Source organism: Streptomyces sp. NPDC050439, assembly GCF_040655335.1.
GTDB lineage: Bacteria > Actinomycetota > Actinomycetes > Streptomycetales > Streptomycetaceae > Streptomyces.
The window spans coordinates 1197876-1224023 of the sequence record NZ_JBFAJT010000002.1 but is presented as its reverse complement, the minus strand read 5'-3'; the positions used below and the strand labels follow the sequence as shown (position 1 = coordinate 1224023).

Annotated in this window: 20 protein-coding genes and 1 tRNA gene; 15 read left to right on the top strand and 6 right to left on the bottom strand. The window is 70.1% G+C overall.

Annotated features, from left to right (window positions below; translation table 11 throughout):
- Positions 1-27 precede the first annotated feature (27 nt).
- From AB0I66_RS12515 to AB0I66_RS12475, 9 genes are all read left to right on the top strand, one after another.
- Positions 28-1203 (top strand): inositol-3-phosphate synthase, encoded by a 1176-nt coding sequence (locus tag AB0I66_RS12515; protein WP_363207723.1) that lies wholly within the window; start codon positions 28-30, stop codon positions 1201-1203.
- Positions 1200-2750, top strand: coding sequence for an SCO3242 family prenyltransferase (locus AB0I66_RS12510; RefSeq protein ID WP_363207722.1), 1551 nt, complete (start codon positions 1200-1202; stop codon positions 2748-2750). The genes AB0I66_RS12515 and AB0I66_RS12510 overlap by 4 nt, the downstream gene beginning before the upstream one ends.
- Positions 2747-2971, top strand: coding sequence for a hypothetical protein (locus AB0I66_RS12505; RefSeq protein ID WP_363207721.1), 225 nt, complete (start codon positions 2747-2749; stop codon positions 2969-2971). The genes AB0I66_RS12510 and AB0I66_RS12505 overlap by 4 nt, the downstream gene beginning before the upstream one ends.
- Entirely contained in the window at positions 2968-3903 is a 936-nt protein-coding gene (locus AB0I66_RS12500; RefSeq protein WP_363207720.1) for a sugar phosphate isomerase/epimerase family protein, read from the top strand. Before AB0I66_RS12505 ends, AB0I66_RS12500 begins: the two co-directional genes overlap by 4 nt.
- Positions 3900-4583 carry an EboA domain-containing protein gene (locus AB0I66_RS12495; protein ID WP_363207719.1) on the top strand — a complete coding sequence of 228 codons (684 nt, stop codon included), beginning with the start codon at positions 3900-3902 and terminating at the stop codon, positions 4581-4583. Before AB0I66_RS12500 ends, AB0I66_RS12495 begins: the two co-directional genes overlap by 4 nt.
- Positions 4583-5431, top strand: coding sequence for a TatD family hydrolase (locus tag AB0I66_RS12490; RefSeq protein WP_363207718.1), 849 nt, complete (start codon positions 4583-4585; stop codon positions 5429-5431). The genes AB0I66_RS12495 and AB0I66_RS12490 overlap by 1 nt, the downstream gene beginning before the upstream one ends.
- A gap of 3 nt (positions 5432-5434) precedes the next feature.
- The gene (eboE, locus tag AB0I66_RS12485; RefSeq protein ID WP_363207717.1) at positions 5435-6604 is read left to right on the top strand and encodes a metabolite traffic protein EboE; all 1170 of its coding nucleotides are present in this window, start codon (positions 5435-5437) and stop codon (positions 6602-6604) included.
- Entirely contained in the window at positions 6601-7977 is a 1377-nt protein-coding gene (locus tag AB0I66_RS12480; protein ID WP_363207716.1) for a nucleotide pyrophosphatase/phosphodiesterase family protein, read from the top strand. The genes eboE and AB0I66_RS12480 overlap by 4 nt, the downstream gene beginning before the upstream one ends.
- A 138-nt stretch (positions 7978-8115) precedes the next feature.
- Positions 8116-9279, top strand: coding sequence for a sugar phosphate isomerase/epimerase family protein (locus tag AB0I66_RS12475; protein ID WP_363207715.1), 1164 nt, complete (start codon positions 8116-8118; stop codon positions 9277-9279).
- An 87-nt stretch (positions 9280-9366) separates the two neighbouring features.
- Here the strand turns inward: AB0I66_RS12475 and AB0I66_RS12470 are convergent, their stop codons facing one another.
- The 4 genes from AB0I66_RS12470 to AB0I66_RS12455 all read right to left on the bottom strand — a co-directional run bounded on the left by AB0I66_RS12470 (position 9367) and on the right by AB0I66_RS12455 (position 15968).
- On the bottom strand, positions 9367-10755 hold the full coding sequence (locus tag AB0I66_RS12470) for an OFA family MFS transporter (protein ID WP_363207714.1): 1389 nt from the start codon (positions 10753-10755) through the stop codon (positions 9367-9369).
- Between the two features lie 125 nt (positions 10756-10880).
- A complete protein-coding gene (locus tag AB0I66_RS12465; RefSeq protein WP_363207713.1) occupies positions 10881-13025 on the bottom strand; it encodes an acetate--CoA ligase family protein in 2145 nt (714 codons plus the stop codon).
- A gap of 3 nt (positions 13026-13028) precedes the next feature.
- The gene (gene frc, locus AB0I66_RS12460) at positions 13029-14261 is read right to left on the bottom strand and encodes a formyl-CoA transferase (protein ID WP_361830115.1); all 1233 of its coding nucleotides are present in this window, start codon (positions 14259-14261) and stop codon (positions 13029-13031) included.
- 12 nt (positions 14262-14273) lie between these two features.
- Complete coding sequence (locus tag AB0I66_RS12455) at positions 14274-15968, bottom strand: thiamine pyrophosphate-binding protein (protein ID WP_363207712.1); 1695 nt, start codon at positions 15966-15968, stop codon at positions 14274-14276.
- A gap of 211 nt (positions 15969-16179) precedes the next feature.
- On the opposite strand from AB0I66_RS12455, the gene sucC reads away from it, so the two are divergent.
- The 3 genes from sucC (at position 16180) to AB0I66_RS12440 (ending at position 19897) form a co-directional block, all read left to right on the top strand.
- Entirely contained in the window at positions 16180-17319 is a 1140-nt protein-coding gene (gene sucC, locus AB0I66_RS12450; protein WP_363207711.1) for an ADP-forming succinate--CoA ligase subunit beta, read from the top strand.
- Between the two features lie 11 nt (positions 17320-17330).
- Positions 17331-18209 carry a succinate--CoA ligase subunit alpha gene (sucD, locus tag AB0I66_RS12445; protein WP_363207710.1) on the top strand — a complete coding sequence of 293 codons (879 nt, stop codon included), beginning with the start codon at positions 17331-17333 and terminating at the stop codon, positions 18207-18209.
- Between the two features lie 134 nt (positions 18210-18343).
- On the top strand, positions 18344-19897 hold the full coding sequence (locus AB0I66_RS12440) for an aldehyde dehydrogenase family protein (RefSeq protein WP_363207709.1): 1554 nt from the start codon (positions 18344-18346) through the stop codon (positions 19895-19897).
- A 55-nt stretch (positions 19898-19952) separates the two neighbouring features.
- Here AB0I66_RS12440 and AB0I66_RS12435 read toward each other — a convergent pair whose 3' ends face one another.
- Positions 19953-21287: a DUF2254 domain-containing protein gene (locus tag AB0I66_RS12435; RefSeq protein WP_363207708.1), complete on the bottom strand. Its 1335-nt coding sequence runs from the start codon at positions 21285-21287 to the stop codon at positions 19953-19955.
- Positions 21288-21427: 140 nt separating this feature from the next.
- Between AB0I66_RS12435 and AB0I66_RS12430 the strand changes: the two genes are divergently transcribed.
- Positions 21428-21515: transfer RNA gene (locus tag AB0I66_RS12430), tRNA-Leu, on the top strand.
- An 87-nt stretch (positions 21516-21602) separates the two neighbouring features.
- On the opposite strand, the gene AB0I66_RS12425 is transcribed toward AB0I66_RS12430, so the two are convergent.
- Positions 21603-23072, bottom strand: coding sequence for an MFS transporter (locus AB0I66_RS12425; RefSeq protein WP_363207707.1), 1470 nt, complete (start codon positions 23070-23072; stop codon positions 21603-21605).
- 118 nt (positions 23073-23190) lie between these two features.
- Between AB0I66_RS12425 and AB0I66_RS12420 the strand changes: the two genes are divergently transcribed.
- Both AB0I66_RS12420 and AB0I66_RS12415 read left to right on the top strand, forming a co-directional pair.
- Positions 23191-23688, top strand: coding sequence for a MarR family transcriptional regulator (locus tag AB0I66_RS12420; protein WP_363207706.1), 498 nt, complete (start codon positions 23191-23193; stop codon positions 23686-23688).
- 188 nt (positions 23689-23876) lie between these two features.
- A complete protein-coding gene (locus tag AB0I66_RS12415) occupies positions 23877-26120 on the top strand; it encodes an MMPL family transporter (protein WP_363207705.1) in 2244 nt (747 codons plus the stop codon).
- The last annotated feature ends 28 nt before the right edge of the window (positions 26121-26148 follow it).

Here is a 26148-nt window from a genome sequence, read left to right as displayed (position 1 = left end):
TCGCCGCGTGTACGACAGGAGGCAGCCATGTCCAACTCTTCCTCTAGCGGTTCTTCTGGTTCACCCGGCTCCTCGGGTGGCGGGCTTACCGGGGTGTGGCTGATCGGGGCGCGAGGTTCGGTCGCCACGACGGCTGTCGCGGGGTGTGCTGCCGTGACAGCCGGACTCCACCCGCCGACCGGCATGATCACGGAGACCTCGCCGTTCGCGGACTGCGGTCTGCCAACGTTGTCGTCGCTCGTCTTCGGCGGCCACGACGTGATGGAGTGCCCGCTGCCCAAGCGGGCGGAGCAGCTGGCCGCCGGGGGTGTGCTCCCGCACGGCGTCCCCTCGGCGGTGGGCGCCGAACTGGCCGCGGCGGACGCGGAGATCCGCATGGGCGGGCCGCGCCGCGGGGACTCCGACACCAGGACGGACGAGGAACTGATCGAGTCCTTCGCCGCCGACCTCCGCGACTTCGTACGCCGTCGGGGGCTCGCCCGTGCGGTGGTGGTGAACGTGGCGTCGACGGAACCGGTGCCGGCGGAGGGCGAGGGGCGGCTGCCCGCCAGCTCCCTCTACGCGGCTGCGGCACTGCGGGCGGGCTGCCCGTACGTGAACTTCACCCCGTCGGCGGGCCTGCACCATCCGGCGCTCGCTTCCCCGGCGCTCTCGTCCGGGCTGCCCTACACGGGCCGGGACGGCAAGACGGGCCAGACCCTCCTCCGCTCGGTCCTCGGCCCGATGTTCGCCCAGCGTGCGCTGGCCGTCCGCGCCTGGTCCGGCACGAACCTGCTGGGCGGCGGTGACGGCGCCGCCCTCGCGGACCCGGCCGCGGCCGCGGCGAAGAACGCGGGCAAGGAACGCGTCCTCGCCGACACGCTGGGCTCCGCCCCGGAGGGCGAGGTCCACATCGACGACGTCCCGTCGCTCGGCGACTGGAAGACCGCCTGGGACCACATCGCGTTCGACGGGTTCCTCGGCGCGCGGATGGTCCTGCAGACGACCTGGCAGGGCTGCGACTCGGCCTTGGCGGCACCTCTGATCCTGGACCTGGCCCGTCTGACGGCCCGCGCCCACGAGGCAGGCCTGTCCGGCCCGCTGGGCGAACTGGGCTTCTACTTCAAGGACCCGGACGACGGCTCATCGTCGGCGCTGGCCGAGCAGTACGAGGCGCTGGTGGGCTTCGCGTCGCGGCTGCGGGCGCGGGGGGTGAGTGCGTGAAGGGGGCTGGCGCTGAGAGGGCCGGCGCCGAGGGGGCTGGCGCCGAGGGGGCTGGTTCTGTGGGCGCTGGTGGTGGTTTTGGCGGTGGTACGGGCGGCGGTGCTTCTTTGGGATCAGGCCGCGACTGGGCCGAACTGCTGCGCGTCTCAGCCCTGTTCACCGTCCCGGGCGACGCCTTGGCCGGTGCGGCGGCGACAGGGCTGAACCCCAACCGCCGCACGCTCCTGGCCATCGCGGCCTCCCTCTCCCTCTACGAAGCGGGCATGGCCCTCAACGACTGGGCCGACCGTGAGGAGGACGCGGTCGAACGACCGCACCGCCCGCTGCCGTCCGGCCGCATCGCCCCACCGGTCGCCCTGGGCGCGGCGGCGGCCTTGACTGCGGGGGGCCTCGCTCTTGCCGCTGCCGCGGGACGCCCCGCCCTGACGGTGGCGGGCGCGTTGGCGGCCACGGTGTGGTCCTACGACCTGGGCCTCAAACACACCCCGGCAGGCCCGGCCGCCATGGCAGCGGCCCGCTCCCTCGACTTGCTCCTCGGCGCGGCGGCTACCTCGGCGGGGGCGGCGAATGCTGGGCCGCGCGGCCGTGGCCCCCGCCCCGGCCTACGTGCTGCCGCCCCCTCCGCCCTCGTCCTCGGCGCCCACACCCTCGCGGTGACCGCGGTCTCGCGCCGCGAGGCACAGGGCGGCTCCACGGCGGCACCCCTGGCCGCCCTCGCCGCAACAGCCGCACTGACGCGCCTACTGACCACGGGCAGCGCCGCAAGCAACAACGCCACCCCCGCCAACACCGCCACAAACGCCGCCCCTGCCAACGCGGACGCCGGCATGAACGTCGGCCCTGCCAACGGTGAGACCGGCACGAACGTCGGCCCTGCCACCGCGGACGCCGGCATGAACGTCGCCCCTGCCACCGCCGTCACCGGCATGAACGTCGGCTCTGCCAACACCGTCGCCGGCACGAGCGCTGACGCAGGTACCTCCCAACTCCCGGCAGACCGCGGCGGAACAGCCACCCGCGGCCTGCCGGGCTTCACCCCGAGCGAGCCGTCACGGGGGCGCCCGAAGAGGCAGGCGTTGGGGCAGGTAGTGGGCCGAGCCTGGCGTGCTGGCGGCGTGACCGGTGGCGTGACCGGCGGCGCGTGGCGGGCTGGGTCAGGTGGTGCCGTGCGGGCACTGGGGGAGCCGTCACGGGGCCGCCCGAAGGGGCAGGCGTTGGGGCAGGTAGTGGGCCGAGCCTGGCGCACCGGCGACGCGACCGGCCCGCTCCCAGGGCGGCCCGGCAGCGCCTGGCGGATCGGCGCCCGCGCCGGCGTCCAGCTCGCGCTCGCCGCCACGTACGCGGCCACCGCCGCCCGCCCCCTCTTCCACGCGGCGCTCAACCCGTCACCCCAACTCACCCAGCGGGCCGTGGGCGGCGGCATCCGAGCCATGATCCCCCTTCAGGCCGCACTCTCCGCCCGCACGGGCGCCCTGGGCCCCGCCCTGCTGACCGCCGCCCTGGCCCCGGCGGCCCGCAAGTTCGGCCGGAAGGTGAGCGTCACATGAAAGAGACAACGGACCGAACAGACGCCCCACAGGCTGCTACACACCCCTTGCGCTTCGGGTACGGCCCCAGCCCGGCCCTGCTGACCGCCGTACTGGCCCTGGGGCCCCGGAAGTTCGCCCCGCAGGCCGCTGCGCACCCCTTGCGCTTCGGGTACGGCCCCAGCCCGGCGCCGCTGACCGCTGCACTGGCCCCGGTGGCCCGGAAGGTGAGCGCCACGTGACAGAGACGACGGACCGGACGGTCCCCCCGCAGGCTTCCCCGCACCCCTTCCGCTTCGGATACGGCACCAACGGCCTGACCGACCTGAGGCTCGACGATGCCCTTGGTCTCCTCGCCGACCTCGGGTACGCGGGCGTCGGGCTCACCCTCGACCACATGCATCTCGACCCCCTCGCCCCCGACCTCGCCACCCGCACCCGCCACGTGGCCCGCAGCCTGGAACGCCTCGGTCTGACGGCGACTATCGAGACCGGCGCCCGCTACGTGCTCGACCCGCGCCGCAAGCACGGCCCCTCGCTCCTGGACCCCGACCCGGACGCCCGCGCCGCCCGCGTCCGCCTGTTGATCCGGGCCGTGCAGGTCGCCGCCGACCTCGGCGCCCACGCCGTGCACTGCTTCAGCGGCATCACCCCCGACGGCACCCGCGAGGACATCGCCTGGCAGCGGCTCGCCGAAGCCCTCGGTCCGGTTCTCGACGCCGCGTCCCGCGCCAACGTGCCCCTGGCCATCGAACCCGAACCCGGCCACCTCCTCTCCACCCTCGCCGACTTCCACCGGCTCCGCCACGAACTCGGCGACCCCGAGAACCTGGGCCTCACCCTCGACATCGGCCACTGCCAGTGCCTCGAACCGCAGTCACCCGCCGACTGCGTACGCGCCGCCGCCCCCTGGCTGCGCCACGTCCAGATCGAGGACATGCGCCGCGGCGTCCACGAACACCTCCCGTTCGGTGACGGCGAGATCGACTTCCCGCCCGTCCTCGAAGCCCTGGCCTCCACCGGCTACCAAGGCCTCACCGTCATCGAACTTCCCCGCCACTCCCACGCGGGCCCACAACTCGCCTCCCACTCCATCGAGTTCCTGCGCAAAGCGGCCGCCGAAGCGGTCCGCACAGCGCCGATCCCCACCCCGGCCGGAGGAGGAGCCCCGTGACCGAAGCCCCCGTCATCGACGACCTCCGCACCCGCCTCGAAGCCACCCTCGGCGGAGCCGCCCGCGCCTGGCTGGACCAGGCCACCGCGGAGGCCGCCGCCCACCGCGACCGGCCGGCCCAGAACACCACCCCCGTATGGGAGTTGCGCTTCGCCGAGGCCGGACGACGCTGCGGCCAGGACCACGCCGACGCCGCCCGCGTACTGCTCCTGCACGCGGCCGGAGCGGGCCCGGCCACCCTCACCCGTGTCTACGGACAAGGCGCCGCGGCCGAGCGCCGTGCCGTCCTGCTCGCCCTGCCCCACCTGGTCCGGGGCCCGGAGGCGCTGCCGCTGGTCGAGGATGCCCTGCGCACCAACGACACGCGGCTGGTCGCCGCTGCCGTCGGCCCGTACGCCGCCCGGCACCTCCCCTCGCACGAGTGGCGTCACGCGGTCCTGAAGTGCCTGTTCACCGGTGTCCCCGTGGAAGCCGTCGCCGAACTGGACCGCAGGGCCACCGCCGACGCCGAGCTCGCCCGCATGCTCGGCGACTACGCCGGTGAACGCACCGCCGCCGGCCGCGCCGTCCCCGGCGATCTGCACCGCGTCCTGGCCCTGACCGCTCCTACGGCCCCCTCGGCCGCAGTGGCGCCCCCGGCCCCCACGACCCCTTCCACCGGCGAGGAGCAGGAGTCCTGATGCGCATTTTCGACCCCCACATCCACATGACGTCCCGTACCACCGACGACTACCAGGCCATGTACGCGGCCGGAGTCCGTGCCGTCGTCGAGCCCGCGTTCTGGCTGGGTCAGCCCCGTACCTCACCCGCCTCCTTCTTCGACTACTTCGACTCGCTCCTCGGCTGGGAGCCCTTCCGCGCGGCCCAGTACGGCATCGCCCACCACTGCACCATCGCCCTCAACCCCAAAGAGGCGAACGACCCCCGCTGCACCCCCGTCCTCGACGAACTGCCCCGCTATCTCGTCAAGGACAACGTCGTGGCCGTCGGCGAGATCGGCTACGACTCCATGACCCCCGCCGAGGACGCCGCGCTCACCGCCCAGCTCCAGCTCGCCGCCGAGCACGAGCTGCCCGCGATGGTCCACACCCCGCACCGCGACAAGCTCGCCGGCCTGCGCCGCGCCATCGACGTCGTCCGGGAGTCCGCGCTGCCGCTGGACCGTGTTCTGATCGACCATCTCAACGAGACCACGGTCAAGGAGGCCAAGGACAGCGGCTGCTGGCTCGGCTTCTCCGTCTATCCCGACACCAAGATGGACGAGGACCGGATGGTGGCCATCCTGCGTGATCACGGGCCCGAGCGGGTCCTGGTCAACTCCGCCGCCGACTGGGGCAAGAGCGACCCGCTCAAGACCCGCAAGGTCGCCGACGCCATGCTCGCCTCCGGATTTAGCGAGGACGACGTCGACCTGGTGCTCTGGCGCAACCCGGTCGCCTTCTACGGACTCAGCGGCCGCCTCGCGCTCGACGTCACGGACACCGAAGGCACCCACGAGGGCAACTCCATCCTTCGCGGCGGGGAGTGAGGCATGCGCTTCCGGCACCCCGACGGCAGCGTCGTCCACCTCGCGTACTGCACGAACGTCCACCCCGCCGAGACCCTCGCCGGCGTCCTCGCCCAACTCCGCGACCACTGCGAACCCGTACGCAAACGGCTCGGCAGGGACCGCCTGGGCATCGGCCTGTGGCTCGCCAAGGACGCCGCGCACGCCCTGGTCACCGACCCGGCCGCGCTGCGCGGCCTGCGCTGCGAGCTCGACCGGCGCGGCCTCGAGGTCGTCACCCTCAACGGCTTCCCGTATGAAGGGTTCGGTGCGGAAGAGGTCAAGTACCGCGTCTACAAGCCGGACTGGACCGACCCCGAGCGGCTGTCCCACACCACCGACCTGGCCCGCCTCCTTGCCGCCCTCCTCCCGGACGACGTCACCGAGGGCACCATCTCCACCCTCCCTCTCGCCTGGCGCACCCCGTTCGACGCCACGCACGCCGAGGCCGCCCGCACCGCCCTCACCGCGCTCGCCCAACGCCTTGACGCGCTCGCCGAGCTGACCGGCAAGTCGATCCGCATCGGTCTCGAACCGGAGCCGGGCTGCACGGTGGAGACCACGCGCGACGCGATCGCCCCTCTCACCGCGATCGGCCACGACCGCATCGGTGTCTGCGTCGACACCTGTCACCTCGCCACCTCCTTCGAGGACCCGCAGACCGCGCTCGACGCGCTCGCCGTCGCGGGCATCCCCGTCATCAAGTCCCAGCTCTCCGCCGCCCTGCACGCCGAACACCCCCATCTCCCCGAAGTCCGCGAGGCCCTCGCCGCCTTCGACGAACCCCGCTTCCTGCACCAGACCCGCACCCGCACCGCGGCCGGACTGCGCGGCACCGACGACCTCGGTGAATCCCTGGCCGGCGACGCACTGCCCGAGACGGCGCCCTGGCGTGCCCACTTCCACGTCCCCCTGCACGCGCCTCCCGCGCCTCCCCTCACCTCCACGCTCCCTGTACTCAAGGACACCCTCGCCCTCCTGGTCGGCGGGCCCGACCCCCGCACCCGGCACCTCGAGGTCGAGACCTACACCTGGCAGGCGCTGCCGCCCGAGCTGCGCCCCCGCTCCCGCCCCCAGCTCGCCGACGGAATCGCCGCCGAACTCACCCTCGCCCGCGATCTCCTGACGGACCTCGGCCTGAAGGAACTCCCATGAGCCCTACACCCCTCCTCGTCCTGGACGTCGTCGGCCTCACCCCCCGTCTCCTCGACCACATGCCGCACCTCAAGTCCCTTGGCCAGTCCGGCTCCCGGGCCCCGCTCGGCACGGTCCTGCCCGCTGTCACCTGCGCCGCCCAGTCCACCTTCCTCACTGGCACCACCCCCGCCGAACACGGCATCGTCGGCAACGGCTGGTACTTTCGCGAGCTCGGCGACGTACTCCTGTGGCGCCAGCACAACGGCCTCGTCGCCGGCGACAAGCTGTGGGACGCCGCCCGTCGCGCGCATCCCGGCTACACCGTCGCCAATATCTGCTGGTGGTACGCCATGGGCGCCGACACCGACATCACCATCACCCCCCGTCCCGTCTACTACGCCGACGGCCGCAAGGAACCCGACTGCTACACCCGGCCCCCGGCCCTGCACGACGAACTCACCGAGAAATTCGGTACGTTCCCCCTCTTCCACTTCTGGGGCCCCGGCGCCGACATCGTCTCCAGCCGATGGATCGTGAACGCCACCCGCCACATCCTCGGCACCCGCCGCCCCGACCTGGCCCTCTGCTACCTCCCGCACCTCGACTACGACCTGCAGCGCTTCGGCCCCGACGACCCCCGCTCCCACCAGGCTGCCGCCGAACTCGACGCGACCATCGCCCCCCTCCTCGACGAGGCGAAGGCCGAGGGCCGCACCGTCGTCGCTCTTTCCGAGTACGGCATCACCCGCGTGGACCGCCCCGTCGACATCAACCGCGCCCTGCGCCGTGCCGGTCTGCTCGAAGTGCACACGCAGGACGGCATGGAGTACCTGGATCCCATGACGTCGCGTGCCTTCGCCGTCGCGGATCACCAGATCGCCCACATCTACGTGCGCAGGCCCGAGGACCTGGAGGTCACGCGCCAGGCACTCGCCGACCTGCCCGGCATCGAGCAACTCCTCGACGACGAGGGCAAGAAGGCCCACCACCTGGACCACCCGCGCTCCGGCGAGCTCGTCGCCGTCGCGGAGCCGGACGCCTGGTTCACGTACTACTACTGGCTCGACGACGACCGCGCGCCCGACTTCGCGCAGCTCGTCGAGATCCATCGCAAACCCGGCTACGACCCTGTTGAGCTCTTCATGGACCCCGAGGACCCCTACGTCCGCGTCAAGGCCGCGACCGCGCTGGCCCGCAAGAAACTCGGCATGCGCTATCGCATGGCGGTCGTGCCCCTGGACGCGTCACCTATTCGAGGCAGCCACGGCCGCCTCCCCCTGAGCGACGACGACGGTCCGCTCATCATCAGCTCCACCCCCCATGCGTTTCCCGACCGGATCGCGGCCACCGCCGTGAAATCCCTTCTCCTCGACCTGGCCGGCTTGGGCTGAGGAGCAGTTACAGAGAGTGAAGCACGCGTCACTGACAACGCGCCAGTGGCGTTTGCCCGCACGTCGAAAGATCAGGGAAAACCCCGAGAGTCCCCGAGTCCCCGAGTCCCCGAGTCCCAGAGCCCAGGAGAGGCACCCGTGACCGAAATCCACGAGACTTCCGCCGCCGACGAGGCCCTCAGACAGCGCCTTGGCGTCAACCGCCGCCGTTTCCTCAGCACGTGCACCGCCGTCGGCGCGGGCGCGATAGCCGCGCCCGTGTTCGGCGCTGCACCGGCCTTCGCCCAGCCGCAGACCCATGGCGGCCATGGCCACGGTCACGGCCGTGACCTGGTGCCCGCGAGGAAGCGCGGGATCATCCTGTACACGGTGCGTGACGCGACCGGCCGCGACCCGCTTGCCAGCACCCTTCCCTCCGGCTTCCGCGAGGTGTTCAAGGAGCTGGCCCGCTACGGATACAAGCAGGTCGAGTTCGCGGGCTACGGCCAGCACGCCAACGCGCCGGGCGGAGCCAGCCTCGAGTCCGTCGCCGGTGCCAAGCTGCTGCGCTCGTGGCTCGACGAGTACGGCCTGCGCGCTCAGGGCAACCACGGCTTCATACCGGGGTCATGGCCGCTCACGCAGCCCGACCTCGACACGTTCAAGAAGCACCTGGAGATCGCCAACATCCTCGGCATGGACCACATGGGCACCGGCGGTGACCCCACCAACAGCTCTTACAAGGCCGATTGGGACGTTGCCGCCGACAAGTGGAACGCCATGGGCTCCATCGCCCGTAAGGCCGGCATCAAGCTCTACACCCACAACCACGACGCGGCGTACGGCTTCCTGCTCGACGGCGGTCCGCTCGACGCACAGGGCCGCCCGACCCGCAGTTCCGGCATCCGCAAACTGGAGTACTTCCTCAAGGCCACCGACCCGAGGTCGGTCTGGCTGGAGATGGATGTCTACTGGGCGCACGTCGCGCAGTACAAGTTCCACACGTACACCGCGCACGACGGCTCGCAGCGCAAGAAGGTCTTCGACCCGGCCGCGCTCGTCAGCCGCAACAACAAGCGCTACCCGCTGTTCCACGCCAAGGACGGCACGCGCAACGACACCAGTGGTCAGGGCTACGACATGGTGGCCTTCGGCGAGGGTGTCATCGACTACCGCACCTTCTTCAGCCGTGTGGGCGAGAAGAATTACCACAACCCCATGGTCGAGCAGGACAACGCGCCCAGTGCCACCGACGCCGGCCAGTCCCTGAAGCTCGCGAAGATCGGCTACGACAACTTGGCGGCACTCCGCAAGAAGCGCTGAGCCCACGCACAAACAGCTCTCGCCGCGCGAAAGACGCGCGGCGAGAGCTGTTTGACGTCACCCGGATCACGGTCAGCGACCGTGCCGTCAGGCCATCTCCTCGCCGAGGGGTTGTGGATTGGGTTTGATTCCTTTGTCCTTGGGCCTCCCGGGTTGGGAGAGGAAGAGCGCGATGAATCCCGCGAACAGGGAGATGGAGCCGGCCAGTGTGAAGGCCCCGGCGTGGCCCCAGTTGCTCACCACGACGGCACCCATACCGGAGCCGAGAAGCCCCGAGACCAGTTTGGAGCTGTAGACCAGACCGTAGTTGGAGGCGTTGTTGTTCTCGCCGAAGTAGTCCGCCGTCATCGCCGCGAACATCGGGAAGATGGCGCCGCCTCCGAAGCCGGAGATGCTGGAGAAGACGAGGAACAGCGGGAGGTTCTCGATGTTCGCCGACCACAGGATGCCGTACTGGGAAAGGCCCAGGACGATGCAGACGAAGATCAGGCAGCGTTTACGTCCGTAGAGGTCGGAGAGCCAGCCGATGACACCTCGGCCCGTGCCGTTGACGATGGCCTTCAGAGACATGGCCGTGGCGACGATTCCGCCGGCGAATCCGGCTTCCTTTCCGATGTCCACCTGGAACGCGATGCCGAAGATGTTCACGCCCGACGTGCACAGCAGACAGAACCACATCAGCGCGACACGTCCGGTCTGCCACGCCTCCTTGGGCGTGTACTGCCGCACGGCGGGCGGGTTCATCGCCAGCGCGCGCCTGGCCCGCGGGTCCGTCGGCGGCCGCAGCGGGTCCACGTCGGCCGGCCACCAGTTCTTCGGCGGGTCCTGGAAGAAATAGCCCGCCACGGCGACCATCGCCGCGAGGAAAAGGCCGACGGACACGAGCACCCAGCGGAAGTTCGTCAGGTCCATATAGCCGGTGAAGATGAACACGAACGGCACCGAGCCGTAGGCGAATCCGCCGTTGACGAATCCGGTCTTCCCTCCCTTCCGTTCGGGATACCACTTGCCGACCATGTTCACGCAGGTCGCGTACACCATTCCGGCGCCCATACCGCTGAACATGCCGAAGCCGATGTAGGCGACGACGACATGTGGCGCGAAAGCCAGTGACAGATAGCCCAGGAGCGTGCCGACAGCGCCGCACATCATCGCCCAGCGCGCCGGAAGTTTTCCGCTCTCACGCAGCTTGCCAGCGGGGAAGGCCACCGCGGCCTGGAAGAAGACCCACACGCCCAGCATCCAGAAGATATGGGTGTCGCCCCAGGAATGCGCGGTGTGCAGGGTGTCCTCGGCAGAGGCGAATGCGTACTCGGCCGAGCTGATGCCCATCATGCCGATCCACGGCAGGATGACCATCCACTTGCGCTTACGGCCCATGATGTCGATGTCGGTCTCGCCGACCCGGTACATCCGGCCGTTGGAGTCCGTCACCTCCCTGAATGGGACGGCTGTGGGTATGTCAGTTGTCGTCATGTTGGTTCAGCACCCCTTGCGTCGAAAAGATCCTGGCCAGCGCCCCCTGTCCAATACCTTTCGTGTGCGCACGGGTCCCGGGTCCTGCCGACGCGCACCGCCGGCAGGACCCAACACCGGTCACCTCATCGACCGCCCCCCAACAGGCCGGCCGCTCGGGCCCACCGGTACTTCGCGCCGAGCGCGGCGACCGGCTTCTCCGTGGTGTAGGGATACGCCACGACCCCGCGCTCGAAGAGGTACTGGCAGGCCTCCTCCACCTCGACGTCGCCCGCCAGGGATGCCACGACGGGCTTCTCGATGCCGCGCTCACGGAACTCCGCGATCACGCGGGCCGTCAGTTCGGCGAAGACCATGGGAGGGGTCACGATGGTGTGCCAGTAGCCCAGGACGAGCGCGTGAATGCGCGGGTCCTCCAGGCCGAGTCTGATCGTCGCCTCGTACGTCGACGGCGGCTCGCCCCCGGTGATGTCGACGGGGTTTCCCGCCGCCCCGAAGGGCGGGATGAAGGCCCGGAAGGACGCGTCCAGGTCGTCGGGGATCTCCATCAGCCGCAGCCCGTTGTCGGTCACCGCGTCGGAGAGCAGCACCCCGGAACCGCCCGCACCCGTGATGATCACGATGTTGTCGCCCTGCGGGGTGGGAAGCACGGGCAACGCGCGCGCGTACTCCAGCATTTCGTTGAGGCCCGGCGCCCTGATGACGCCCGCCTGCCTGAGGATGTCGTCGTACACGGCGTCATCGCCCGCCAGGGCCCCCGTGTGCGATCCGGCGGCCTTCGCCCCGGCGGCCGTACGTCCGGCCTTCAGGACCACGACAGGCTTCTTCGGGACGGTCGCCTTCGCGGCCTCCACGAAGGCGCGGCCGTCCTTGAGGTCCTCCAGGTGCATGGCGATGCACTGGGTGTGGGGGTCCTCGCCGAACCATGTGAGGAGGTCGTCCTCGTCGAGGTCGGACTTGTTGCCGAGCCCGACGATCGCCGAGACGCCCGTCTTCGTGGTGCGCGCGAAGCCGAGGATGGCCATCCCGATGCCGCCGGACTGGCTCGTCAGGGCGACCCCGCCCTTGACGTCGTACGGCGTGCAGAACGTGGCGCACAGGTCCTGCCACGTCGAGTAGTAGCCGTAGATGTTCGGGCCGAGCAGCCGCACCCCGTGCCGTTCGCCGATCTCCACGATCTCGTCCTGGAGGGCCTGTTCGCCGGTCTCGGCGAACCCGGAGGGGATCAGGACCGCGTTGGGGATGCCCTTGCGACCCACCTCCTCCAAGGCCGACGCCACGAACTTTGCGGGGATCGCGAAGACCGCCACATCCACCTCACCGGGAACGTCCGTGACACTCTTGTACGCCTTGCGGCCCAAGATGTCATCGGCCTTGGGGTTCACCGGATGGATCTCGCCGGAGAAGCCGCCGTCGATGAGGTTGCGCATCACCGAGTTGCCGATCTTGCCCTGTTCGTTGGAGGCGCCGATCACGGCGACGGAGCGGGGCTCCATCAGTCGCCGCATCGACGTGAGCATCTCCTCACGCGTGTACGTACGGCGCTGTTTCGTGGCCCCTTCGGAGAGGATGACGCGGATGTCCGCGGCGATCGCGCCCTCCGGGGTGGCGATCACCGGGTTGAGGTCCACCTCGGCGATCTCCGGGAAGTCGGTGACCAGTTGGGACACCCGGCGTATCTGCTCGGCGACGGCCCACCGGTCCACCGCCGGCGCTCCCCGCACGCCGCGCAGGACTTCCGCGGCGCGGATGGAGTCGAGCATCGAGGCGGCCTCGTCCGCGTCGACCGGCGCGAGCCGGAACGTGACGTCCTTGAGGACCTCGACGAGTACGCCGCCGAGCCCGAAGGCGACGACCTTCCCGAACGTCGGGTCGGTCACCGCCCCGACGATCACCTCCTGGCCGGAGGGGAGCAGTTCCTGTACCTGCACCCCCTCGATACGTGCCTCCGGCGCGTACGCGCGCGCGTTGTTCACGATCTCGCAGAAGGCGGCCCGTACGTCGGCGGCGCCCTCCACGCCGACGATGACGCCGCCCGCGTCGGTCTTGTGCAGGATGTCGGGGGAGACGATCTTCATGACGACGGGCCCCTCGAAGCGGGCCGCGTGCGCCACCGCCTCGTCCACGTCGGTCGCCAGTTCCTCGCCCGGCACGGCTATCCCGTAGGCGTCCGCGAGGATCTTGCCCTCGGGTGCCGTCAGGGAGGTCCGTCCCTCGGCCCGCACGGTGTCCAGGAGCGCCCGCACGGTCAGTGCGCGGTCTTCGGCCATCAATCAGATCACTCCGTTCGACTTGAGCAGGCGCAGTTCCTCGTCGCCGAGGCCGAGCTCGCCGACGAAGACCTCCGCGTTGTGCTCGCCCAGGAGCGGCGAACTGACCACGTTCACGGGGGAGTCCGACAGCTTCAGCGGGGAGCCGACCGTGGTGAAGGAGCCGCGCTGGGGATGCGCGACCTCGACGACCATTTCGTTCGCGGCCAGCGAGGCGTCCTCGATGATCTCCTTGGTGGAGAGGATCGGGCCGCACGGAATGTTGTGGGCGTTCAGCCGCTCAAGGACCTCCCACTTGGGGAGCGTGGAGGACCACTCCTCGATCAGCTGGAACATCTTGCCGAGCTTGGGAAGCCGCGACTCCGGAGTAGCCCACTCGGGATCCTCCGCGAGCTCGGGGCGTCCGATGAGCTCGGTGAGCGGCTGCCAGCCGACGGGCTGCACGATGACGTACACGTAGTCGTTGGGGCCGCCGGGCGCGCACTTGACCGCCCAGCCGGGCTGCCCGCCGCCGCTCGCGTTCCCGGAGCGCGGCACCTCGTCCCCGAAGTCCTCGTTCGGGTACTCGGCGAGCGGCCCGTGCGCCAGGCGTTGCTGGTCGCGCAGCTTGACCCGGCACAGGTTGAGCACGGCGTGCTGCATGGCCACGTTCACGCGCTGTCCGCGACCGGTGTTCTCCCTCTGGAAGAGGGCGGCGAGAATGCCGGCGACGGCGTGGATGCCGGTTCCGGAGTCTCCGATCTGGGCGCCGGTGGCGAGCGGCGGACCGTCCTCGAAGCCCGTGGTCGACATGGAGCCGCCCATGGCCTGGGCAACCACTTCGTAGGCCTTGAAGTTGGTGTAGGGGCCCTCTCCGAAGCCCTTGATCGAGGCGTAGACGATCCGCGGGTTGATCTCCTGGATGCGTTCCCAGGTGAAGCCCATCCGGTCCACGGCGCCGGGACCGAAGTTCTCGACCATCACGTCGGAGCGCCGGATCAGCTCGGTGAGGAGTTCCTTGCCGCGCTCGGTCTTGGTGTTGAGGGTGATGCTCCGCTTGTTGCAGTTGAGCATCGTGAAGTAGAGCGAGTCGACGTCCGGGAGGTCGCGCAGCTGCTTGCGCGTGATGTCTCCGGAGGGCGCCTCCAGCTTCACCACGTCCGCACCGAGCCAGGCGAGCAGCTGGGTGGCGGAGGGCCCGGACTGGACGTGTGTCATGTCGAGGACGCGTACGCCCTCAAGAGCCTTGGTCGTCATCGCACGGGCTCCTCACTTGTACATGGTCTGGTTCATGGTTCCGGGGGCGTACGCGTCCGGATCGACCCATACGTTGATCAGCGAGGGCTTGCCCGACTCGCGGGCCCGCTGCAGTGCGGGGCCGATGTCGGCGGGGTCGCGGACCTCTTCGCCGTAGCCGCCGAGCATCTGGGCGAACTTGTCGTAGTGGACGTCTCCGAGGGTGTTGCCGATCCGCTCGCGCTCCTCGCCGTACTTGGCCTTCTGGCCGTAGCGGATCTGGTTCATCGAGGAGTTGTTGCCGACGATCCCGACGAAGGGCAGGTTGTAGCGGACGAGCGTCTCGAAGTCCCACCCGGTCAGCGAGAAGGCGCCGTCTCCGAAGAGGGCCACCACCTCCTTGTCGGGCCGCGCCTGCTTGGCGGCGAGCACGAAGGGGATGCCGACGCCGAGCGTGCCGAGCGGCCCGGGGTCCATCCAGTGGCCGGGCGACTTGGGCTGCACGACCTGCCCGGAGAAGGTGACGATGTCGCCGCCGTCGCCGATGTAGATGGAGTCTTCGGTAAGGAAGTCGTTGATTTCGCTGACGAGACGGTAGGGGTGGATCGGTGAGGCGTCGGACTTGAGGTTCGGGAGCCGCTTCTCGATGGCCGTCTGCTCGGCGGCGCGCAGCTCGTCGAGCCACTCCTTGCGCTTGGACGCGCCTCCGTTGAGACGCCCGGAGGCGGCCTCGGCGACCGACTTCAGGATGAGTCCGGCGTCGCCGACGATGCCCAGGTCGATGTCCCTGTTCTTGCCGACGGTGCGGTAGTCGAGGTCGATCTGCACGACCGTGGCGTCGGGGGAGAGCCGCTTCCCGTAGCCCATGCGGAAGTCGAAGGGCGTCCCCACGATGACGATGAGGTCGGCGTTGGAGAAGGCGTACCGCCGCGAGAGCTGGAAGTGGTGCGGGTCTCCGGGCGGCAGGGTCCCGCGGCCCGCGCCGTTCATGTAGGCGGGCACATTCAGGGTCCGCACGAGTTCGATGGCGGAGGCGGTTCCCCGTGTCGTCCACACCTGGCTGCCGAGCAGGATCGCGGGCTTCTCGGCGTGCACGAGCAGGTCGGCGAGCTTCTCGACGGCCTCGGGGTCACCGGTGGAGCGGGTCGACGCGCGGTACTGCCCGGCCTGCGGCACCCGGGCCTTGTCCACCGGCACCTTGGCGTCGAGCACATCGCGCGGTATCTCCAGGAAGGACGGGCCGGGAGCGCCGTGGAAGCACTCGCGGAAGGCCATCGAGACCATGTCGGCGGCGCGCGCCGTGTCCGGCACCGTGGCGGCGAACTTGGTGATGGGCGTCATCATGTCGACGTGCGGAAGGTCCTGGAGTGAGCCCATCTTGTGCTGGGTGTGCGCTCCCTGGCCGCCGATCAGCAGCATGGGGGACTCCGCGCGGAAGGCGTTCGCGACGCCCGTGACGGCGTCGGTCGTTCCCGGTCCTGCCGTCACCACGGCGCATCCGGGCTTTCCGGTGAGGCGGGCGTAGCCGTCGGCCGCGTGGGCGGCGACCTGCTCGTGGCGTACGTCGACGACATCGATCCCCTCGTCGACGCAGCCGTCGTAGATGTCGATGATGTGGCCGCCGCACAAGGTGTAGATGACCTCCACACCCTCTGCTTTGAGTGCCTTGGCGACCAGATGCCCACCGGAGATGTGGGTTTGGTTCGTGTCGCTGCTGCCGTCGGGCATGGCGAAGTCCTGTCCCTTCGTAGGGGAGTTGGAGCGCTCGGATGCTGCTCACACGCTGCTCGGAGGTGCCGTCGCGGTAGATTGCATACAGTCGACGAATACTGTATGAAGCTTGTTATCCCGCATCCGGTCAGTGGTGTCCAGGGGGCGTGCGGCACTTTTCGGAGGCGGGGGGTTCGCTCCCCGGAACGACAAGGCGTCAGGAGCCGGAATGGACCTGTTCGAGCACCAGGCAAGGGAACTCTTCGAGGAACACGGCATCTCGGTGCCGCGAGCGGAGGTCGCCGACACGGCGAAGGAGGCCCGCGCGAGCGCCGAACGCCTGGGCGGCCACGTCGTCGTCAAGGCCCAGGTGAAGACCGGCGGACGCGGCAAGGCGGGCGGCGTGAAGGTGGTCGCGGACGCGGCCGCCGCCGAGATCAGCGCACGCCAGATCCTCGGCATGGACATCAAGGGCCACACCGTGCACAAGGTGATGGTGGCCCAACCCGTCGAGATCGACAGCGAGTTCTACGTCTCGTACGTACTGGACCGCGCGGCGGGGCGCTTCCTCGCGATCGCGTCCGCCGAGGGCGGCATGGAGATCGAGGAGGTGGCGGCGAGCCGGCCGGAGGCCGTCGCGCGCGTGGAGATCGATCCGGCGGAGGGAGTGGACGCCGCGAAGGCCGCCGAGATAGCCGCCGCGGCCGGGCTACCCGAGGCCACCGCCGACGTCCTGGTCAAGCTGTGGCAGGTGCTGATCCGCGAGGACGCCCTCCTCGTAGAGGTGAACCCCCTCGTCCGAACCGCCCAGGGAGAGATCCTCGCTCTCGACGGCAAGGTCACCCTGGACGACAACGCCCGTTTCCGCCAGGCCCGCTGGGGCGCGGACGACTCCGGGCACGACGAACCACTGGAGTCGGCGGCCGCCTCCAAGGGCCTCAACTACGTCAGACTCGACGGCGAGGTCGGCATCATCGGCAACGGCGCGGGCCTCGTCATGTCCACCCTCGACGTGGTCGCGGGCTGCGGAGCACGCCCCGCGAACTTCCTCGACATCGGAGGCGGCGCCTCCGCCCAGATCATGGCCGACGGGCTCTCCGTCATCCTCTCCGACCCCGCGGTCAAGTCCGTCTTCGTCAACGTCTTCGGCGGCATCACCGCGTGCGACGCCGTAGCAGACGGCATCGTTCAGGCCCTGGAATCCGTCCAGTTGACCAAGCCGCTGGTGGTGCGGCTCGACGGCAATAACGCCGTACGCGGCCGCGCCATACTCGACGCCCGCTCCCATCCCCTGGTCCAGCAGGCCACCACGATGGACGGCGCCGCACGCCGAGCCGCTGAACTCGCCGGTCACACCAACGCAGCCTAAGGAGCAGGGACATGGCGATCTACCTCACCAAGGAGAGCAAGGTCCTCGTCCAGGGCATGACCGGTGCCGAGGGCATGAAGCACACCCGACGCATGCTCGCGGCCGGGACGGACGTCGTCGGGGGAGTCAACCCCCGCAAAGCCGGCCGCACCATCGACTTCGACGACCGTGCCGTTCCCGTCTTCGGCTCCGTCCGCGAAGGCGTCGAGGCCACAGGCGCCGACGTCACCGTGGTCTTCGTGCCGCCCGCCTTCTCCAAGGCGGCGGTCATCGAGGCCGCCGACGCCGGCATCGGCCTCGCCGTGGTCATCACGGAGGGCATCCCCGTACACGACTCCGTCGCCTTCCACGCGTACGCCAAGGAACGCGGCACCCGTGTCATCGGCCCCAACTGCCCGGGGCTCATCACCCCCGGCCAGGCCAACGCGGGCATCATCCCCGCCGACATCACCAAGTCCGGACGCATCGGCCTGGTGTCGAAGTCCGGCACGCTCACCTACCAACTCATGTACGAGCTGCGCGACATCGGTTTCTCCACCTGTGTCGGCATCGGCGGTGACCCCGTCGTCGGCACCACGCACATCGACTGCCTCGCCGCCTTCGAGGACGACCCCGACACCGAACTGATCGTCCTCATCGGTGAGATCGGCGGCGACGCGGAGGAACGCGCGGCCGCCTACATCCAACAAGCCGTCACCAAGCCCGTCGTCGCCTACATCGCCGGCTTCACCGCACCCGAGGGCAAGACCATGGGCCACGCGGGAGCCATCGTCTCGGGCTCCTCCGGCACCGCACGCGCGAAGCAGGAGGCGCTGGAAGCCGCGGGAGTACGGGTCGGCGCCACACCGACGGAAACGGCTCGCCTCGTTCTCAACCAACTCGGGGCGTGATGTCACTCATAGGTGACAGACGCTGACTGCACTACCGTCCCCCAGCACATACGCGCGGAGCCGCGAGCTGAGCGGCGCCGCGCGAGCCATGTACCTCCCGCCCCGACTTGTGCACCGTGAGCGGAGAACCCCGAATGGCACCCACCCTCACCAACTCCCGCATCCTCAAAGCCGGAACGGCCTGGACCGACGCCTGGCGACGCTGCGTCGCCGTCGCGCCCGAGGCCTTCCGCGACGACCGCGTACTCAACCTCTGGAACGGCACCTGGCAGGCGGACGGCCGGTCCCTGCCCGCCACTTCGCCCGTCGACGGCAGCCCGATCGCGGGGCCACCGCGCCTCGACGCCGCCACCGCCCAGCAGGCCGTACGTGCCTCACTCGACCAGCACCGGGCCTGGCGCCACGTCCCGCTGGACGAACGGCGCGCCCGCGTCGCCGCCACCCTCGACGCCCTCACCAAACACCGCGAACTGCTCGCGCTTCTCCTCGTCTGGGAGATCGGCAAGCCCTGGCGGCTCGCCCAGGCCGACGTCGACCGGGCCATCGACGGCGTGCGCTGGTACGTCGACGGCATCGAGCCGATGGTCGAGGGCCGGACCCCGCTGGACGGTCCGGTATCCAACATCGCGAGCTGGAACTACCCGATGAGCGTGCTCGTTCACGCAGTGTTGGTACAGGCACTCGCAGGCAACGCGGTCATCGCCAAGACCCCGACCGATGGCGGCGTCGCCTGTCTGACCCTCGCGTGCGCCCTGGCCGCCCGTGAGGGGATTCCCGTCACCCTCGTGAGCGGCAGCGGGGGCGAACTGTCCGAAGCGCTGGTCCGCGCTCCCGAGATCGGCTGCGTCTCCTTCGTCGGCGGACGCGACACGGGCGCCGCCGTCGCCACCGCCGTCGCCGACCTCGGCAAGCGGCACATCCTCGAACAGGAAGGACTGAACACCTGGGGCATCTGGAACTACAGCGACTGGGACGCGCTCGGCGCCGTCATCCCCAAGCTCTTCGACTACGGCAAGCAACGCTGCACGGCGTACCCGCGCTTCGTCGTCCAGCGAGCCCTCTTCGACGAGTTCCTCGCCGCCTACCTGCCGGCTGTGCGCACCGTCCGCGTCGGCCACCCTCTGGCGGTCGAGCACGCCGACGACCCGTTCCCACACCTCGACTTCGGGCCGTTGATCAACGCGGCCAAGGCCAAGGAGCTGGGCGACCAGGTGGCGGAGGCCATCGACCGTGGCGCGGTGCCGCTGTACCGCGGCGCGTCAGCGGCGGATGCCTTCCTGCCGGGCCAGGACACCGCCGCGTACGTCCACCCCGTCACGCTCCTCAATCCGCCCCCGTCGTCACCGCTGCACCACGCGGAGCCTTTCGGCCCGGTCGACACCATCGTCCTGGTCGACACGGAGGCGGAGCTGCTCGCCGCCATGAACGCGTCGAACGGAGCGCTGGTCGCCACGCTGTCGACCGACGACACCGCGACGTATGAACGCCTCGCACCGCAGATCCGGGCGTTCAAGACGGGCCGCGGCAAGCCACGCTCGCGTGGTGACCGGGATGAGCTGTTCGGTGGTTTCGGCGCGTCCTGGCGCGGCGCGTTCGTCGGTGGGGAGCTGCTGGTGCGCGCGGTCACCCACGGCCCGGCGCTGGAGCGGCCGCCGGGCAACTTCCCGAGTTACCACCTGATGGCGTGAGCCCGGGTCCGATGGCGTGAACCCGGAGGGAGGGGATCGGTTGTCCAACCAATGCCTAGCCGATGCCCTGCCGGTCCGGCAGCAGTGCGAACGCGCGGTCCGCGGCCTCCGGGACCGCGCGTTCCACCGCCTGCGTGAGCAGTTCGCGGTGACGCAGGAGCGGTTCCCTCCGCTCCTGCGGCGCGAGCCGCAGGAGGTCGTCGAGTCCGGCCATCATGCGCCGGGTGACCTGCGGGTTGCCGACCGCGATCACCCGGATCTCGGCGAACCCGAGGTCCACCAGTGCGGTCCAGTCCGGCACGGACTGGACCATGCGCACGGTCCCGCGCCGGTCACGGTGGCGCAGGGCGCCCAGCGGATGCCCGGCCACCGACGCCAGAAACTGGACGATGCGGTCAAGGGCCTGCACGGCGGTGGTCGGGTCGTTCACCGCGGGGGAGAGGGCCCGCAGCGCGATGTCGGAGAGCTGACGAAGCCCGAACCCGAGGTCCTGGTGGAAGGTGCGCTCCACGCTTACGGACACGGTGTACTTCAGCGCGCGCGGGGGTGGCGCCGCACCGCCGTGCACGGTGAACACCGGCGTTCCCGGGACCACGAAGTCCCCGATGCGTGGCAGCAGTCGCAGCACCACACCGTTGCGTCGGGCCGCACGCACGACGCGGGCGATGTTCACGTCCCGCAGCACCCCGGCCCGCCCGTCGTGAGTGATCCGGGCGGTGGCAGGGCCGAGGCGTTCGTCGTCCACCGCGTCTTCGGTCGGGTGCTTGACGGCCACCCGGAACGACTCCCGGGCGATCCGGTCGATGACGAAGCTGATCCGCATCATGCGGAGGGTGCCGTTCACGTACGCGACGAAGAGCAGCAGGCTCAGGAACACCAGCGCCATCGCCAGAAGCGACTCGACCAGCGGCACGCTCGTCAGGAGCCGTGGATCGCTCTCGCTGTCGAAGGACGTCAGCGTCATCAGCGAGAACAGGAACGTCGCCATGAAGACGGTGAGCGTGACCTTGGTGATCCGCGACCTGACGTACAGCCGCACCACCCGCGGGCTGAATTGCCCGCTCGCCATCTGCACGGCCACCAGCGAGATGCTGAAGACGACACCGATGAACGTCATCATGGCCGAGCCGATGGTGTTGATCACCGCCTTGGCGTCGTCGGCGATCGCCATCAGGTCTCGGACGGTGTCGTAGTCACCCTCTTCTTGCAGCAACGAGACGATGCGTCCGTCCACCTCCGCCGCGACCGCCCACAGAACCAGCGCCCCCACAAGCCCGGCGGTGGGCGCGAACCACATGGTGTCCCGCAGATGCTCGCGCAACGGCGACAGCAGCCGGGGCCGTCGCACCTTCACACCACCAAGCACTTCCGTAACCAACCCGTCACTCATGGTGGGACTGTAGGCGCCACGGATCAGGTCGCCGGGCATCCACCCGCCGACGTACGGATATGCAGGTGAAAGGCACTCCGAAAGCTTGGTATTGTTGTCCATGTCGCCGCGGGGAACACCCCGCGAACGGCAGACACCTAGTCCGGGTGGCGGAATGGCAGACGCGCTAGCTTGAGGTGCTAGTGCCCTTTATCGGGCGTGGGGGTTCAAGTCCCCCCTCGGACACCAGCCAGAACCCCACAGTCTCATCGAGACTGTGGGGTTTTGTCATGCCTGCCCTTCCCTGGAGAGGGAGGGCAGGCACGGCATGGGGGATCAGGCCGTGGCGCCCGAAGCCGCCCGCGGGTCTGTCTTCGCCTCGGGAGAGTCGGAACCCGCATCCACCGGGCGCACCGGGATCAACGACGCCACCGCCGCTGCCGCCAGGGCCACCCCGCAGCCCATCAGCATCGCGGTCTTGAAGCCGTTCTCCGACGGGAGGAAGTGGCCGCCGAAGTCCGTCGTCATCTGGGCGAGGACCACGCCGATCACGGCCGCCGCCGCGGAGCTGCCGATCGAGCGCATCAGGGTGTTGAAGCTGTTGGCCGAGGCGGTCTCCTCCTGCGGGACCGCGCCCATGATGAGCGCGGGCATCGCCCCGTACGCGAGGCCGACGCCCGCGTTGCAGACGATCGTCACGGCCAGCAGACCCCAGGTGGAGCCGAGCAGCAGCATGGAGGAGGCGTAGCCGACGGAGATGATCAGGCTGCCGACGGCCAGGGTGACCTTGGGGCCGCGGGCGTCCGACAGCTTCGCGCCGAGCGGTGCGAGCGCCATCATCATCAGGCCCGCCGGTGCCATCCACAGGCCCATGGCCATCATCGACTGACCCAGGCCGTAGCCGGTGGCCTCCGGCAGTTGGAGGAGCTGGGGGACGACCAGCGACTGGGCGTACATCGCGAAACCGACGAGCACCGAGGCCGCGTTGGTCATCAGGATCTGCGGCCGTGCGGTGACACGCAGGTCGACCAGCGGCTCGTCGCTGCGCAGCTCCCATCGGCCCCAGGCCAGCAGGATGACGACCGCGGCGGCGAACAGGCCGAGCGTGGTGCCGCTCGTCCAGCCCCAGTCCGAGCCCTTGGACACGGCGAGCAGCAGACAGACGAGGCCGCTGCCGAGCCCGATCGCGCCCAGCACGTCGAAGCGGGCGGAGCCGGAGCCCTCCCGGCCGGCGGGCACGAACAGCCAGGCCAGGACGGCGACCAGGAGACTCAGGGCAGCGGCGACCCAGAACAGCACGCGCCAGCTGGCGTTCTCGGCGACGGCCGCCGAGAAGGGCAGCCCGAGCGCGCCGCCCACGCCCATGGAGGCGCTCATCAGGGCGATGGAGGAGCCGAGCTTCTCGGGCGGCAGTACGTCACGCAGGAGGCTGACGCCCAGCGGCACCACGCCCATGCCGAGGCCCTGGAGGCCGCGGCCGACGATCATCGGCACCACGGACGAGGCGAGCGCGCACACCACTGAACCGACCACGAGCGGTATCACGGAGATGAGCAGCATGCGCCGCTTGCCGTACATGTCGCCGAGCCGTCCGGCCACCGGCGTCGCCACCGCCGCAGAGAGCAGGGTCGCGGTGACCACCCACGAGGCGTTCGACGGGGTGGTGTCGAGCATGCTGGGGAGGTCCCCGATCAGGGGTACCACCAGCGTCTGCATGACCGCGGCCACGATGCCCGCGAGGGCGAGTACCCCGACGACGCGCCCTGGGCGTACATCGGGGCGGACATCGGGCTTCGAGCTGACCACTGGATTCTCCTTCGGCTTTCCGGGGGCGATGACCTGACGACATCGCGATGCCCCACGGAACCAGGATGTGTACTATACATACGAAGTGCATGATGCATATGCCGAGTAGAATGCCCTCATGGAAAAGCCCGGTCGCCGCAACGACAAGCCCGCCGGCCGCACGGACAAGCCCGTGCGGCGGGTCGAATTCGAGACGATGCTGCTCGGACGGCACTCACACCTGTTCAACCCCCGCACACGCTCCTCCGGCGGACGCCTCGACCGCAGCGCGTACATCCTGCTCAGCCGCATCCAGATGGACGGACCCATGTCCATCGGCCAGCTCACGGACGCCTTCGGCCTCGACGCCTCCACCCTGAACCGGCAGACGGCCGCGATGATGCGCGGCGGTCTCGTCGAACGCATCCCGGACCCCGACGGTGGCATGGCCCGCAAGTTCCGCATCTCCGCCGAGGGGGCGCGGCAACTCGACGCAGACCGCGCCGAGTACACCCTCAGCCTGGAGAAGGTCATGGACGAGTGGTCGGCGGAGGACGTGGACACGTTCGCGGGTTTCCTGCAGCGCTTCAACAGCGACATCGAGCGCCTGGAGGGTCACCCGTGGCCGCGTCCGTGAACCACATCGGAACGCGGGGGAGCCAGGTGCCAGGCCCCCTAGGGGTAAGTAACTCCCACGTATGACGAGACAGGGCTGAGTACTGCCAGATCAGTACGCCGGAATGACTGCAGGTGCACGACGACCGGACCCCCCGCGCCCGGAGAACCTGTGGAGGTACCCGAGACAAGATCTGGAGACCTCTGCCCGTGGCTACTCTTCTCTATCGCCTTGGCCGTCTGGCGTTCCGGCGGCGCTGGTACGTCGTCCTGCTGTGGGCGGCGGTCCTCGGCGCCGTCGGCTTCGGCGCGGCCACGGCGCCCGCCGCCTCGGGCGAGGGCGATTCGATGTCGGGCATCGAGTCCCAGAGGGCGTTCGACCTGATGGAGCAGCGCTTCCCCGGGGCCGCCGCCGACGGGGCGAGCGCGCGCATCGTCTTCGTCGCCCCCGACGGGCAGAAGGTCACCGCCGCCGAGAACCGTCAGGCCGTCGAAAGATTCGTGGGCGAGGCGGCCGACGGGCCGCAAGTAGCGCAGGCGGCCGACCCGTTCAAGACGCGGGCGGTGAGCGAGGACGGTTCGACGGCGTATGCGACGGTCACGTACAAAGTGGAGGCCGATGATCTCACCGACCGGAGCAAGACGGCTCTCGAGCACGCCATGGAGGGAGCCAGGGACGCGGGCCTGACCGTCGAGGCGGGCGGGAACGCGCTCACCACCCAGCCCGAGGCGGGCGGGGCCGCCGAAGGGATCGGCGTCGCCATCGCCGCCGTCGTCCTGCTGATCACCTTCGGATCGCTGGCCGCGGCCGGGCTTCCGCTGCTCACCGCGATCATCGGCGTCGGCGTCAGCATGGCCTCGATCCTGGCCCTGGGCAGCGCGTTCGGCCTCTCGGCGACGACCGGCACCCTCGCCACGATGCTCGGCCTCGCCTGCGGCATCGACTACGCCCTGTTCGTGGTCTCCCGCTATCGGGAGGAGCGGGCCAAGGGGCACGCGCCCCAGGAGGCGGCGGGCCTGGCGGCGGGTACGGCCGGTTCCGCGGTCGTCTTCGCGGGGCTCACCGTGGTCATCGCGCTGGCCGGGCTCTCGGTGGTCGGCATCCCGATGCTGACCAAGATGGGTCTGGCCGCCGCGGGGGCGGTCGTCGTCTCCGTCGTCATCGCGCTCACCCTCGTGCCGGCCCTGCTCGGCCTCTGGCCGAACGCCGTGCTCTCCCGCTCCACCCGCAGGCGCGGCAACCTCAACGGCAGGGGTGAGCGCCACGGCGGCACGAGCAACGCGGGCGAGAGCAACGGCGGCAGCCGCTGGGCAAGGTTCGTCCTGCGCCGTCCCGTCCCCGTGCTGCTCGCCTCCGTCGCGGGGCTCGGCGCGCTGGCCCTGCCGGTGCTCGATCTCCGGCTCGGCATGCCGGGGGCCGAGGCCAAGCCCACCTCGACCACGGAGCGCCGCGCCTATGACGCCCTCGCCGACGGCTTCGGTCCCGGGTTCAACGGACCGCTGACCATAGTCGTCGACGCCAAGGGTGCGGCCGACCCGAAGGCGGCGGTGACGACGGTCGAGAAGCGCGTCGGCGCCACGGAGGGGGTCGTGTCCGTGTCGCCCGCGCGGTTCAACCCCGACGGTGACACCGCGATGTTCACCGCCGTGCCGGCCGCCGCTCCCACCGACCAGAAGACCATGGACCTCGTCCACGGCATCCGCGGCGACCGCCCCTCGATCGAGGCCGCCACCCCCGGGGCCACCTTCGAGGTCACCGGGTCCACCGCGATGAACATCGACATGGCGCAGAAGGTTCAGGACGCCCTGATCCCGTACCTCGCCGTCGTGGTGGGCCTGGCAGTGCTGCTCCTCATGGTGGTCTTCCGCTCCGTCCTCGTGCCGGTCAAGGCGGCTCTCGGCTTCCTCCTGTCGGTCGGGGCCGCCCTCGGATCGGTCGTCGCGGTCTTCCAGTGGGGCTGGGGCGCCGGGCTCCTCGGCGTCGAGCAGACCGGCCCGATCATGAGCCTGATGCCGATCTTCCTGGTGGGCATCGTGTTCGGGCTCGCCATGGACTACGAGGTGTTTCTCGTCGCACGCATGCGCGAGGCGTACGTGCACGGGGACCGGCCGGGTCAGGCCGTCGTCAGCGGGTTCCGGTACAGCGCACGTGTCGTGGTGGCGGCCGCGCTGATCATGATGGCGGTGTTCTCCGGGTTCATCAGCGCCGGCGAATCCATGATCAAGACGATCGGGTTCGGACTTGCCGTGGCCGTTCTGTTCGACGCGTTCGTCGTCCGTATGGCGCTCGTCCCCGCTGTCCTCGCCCTGCTCGGCAAGGCGGCGTGGTGGCTGCCGCGCCCGCTGGACCGGCTGCTGCCCCGCGTCGATGTGGAGGGCGAGGCGCTCAGCCGCAGGCCCGCCGTCATACCGGCCCCCGCCCGGACGGCCGATCGCGAGTCGGTGCGGACCTGACAAGACCGCGTGACAGAAGCGCGGGAGA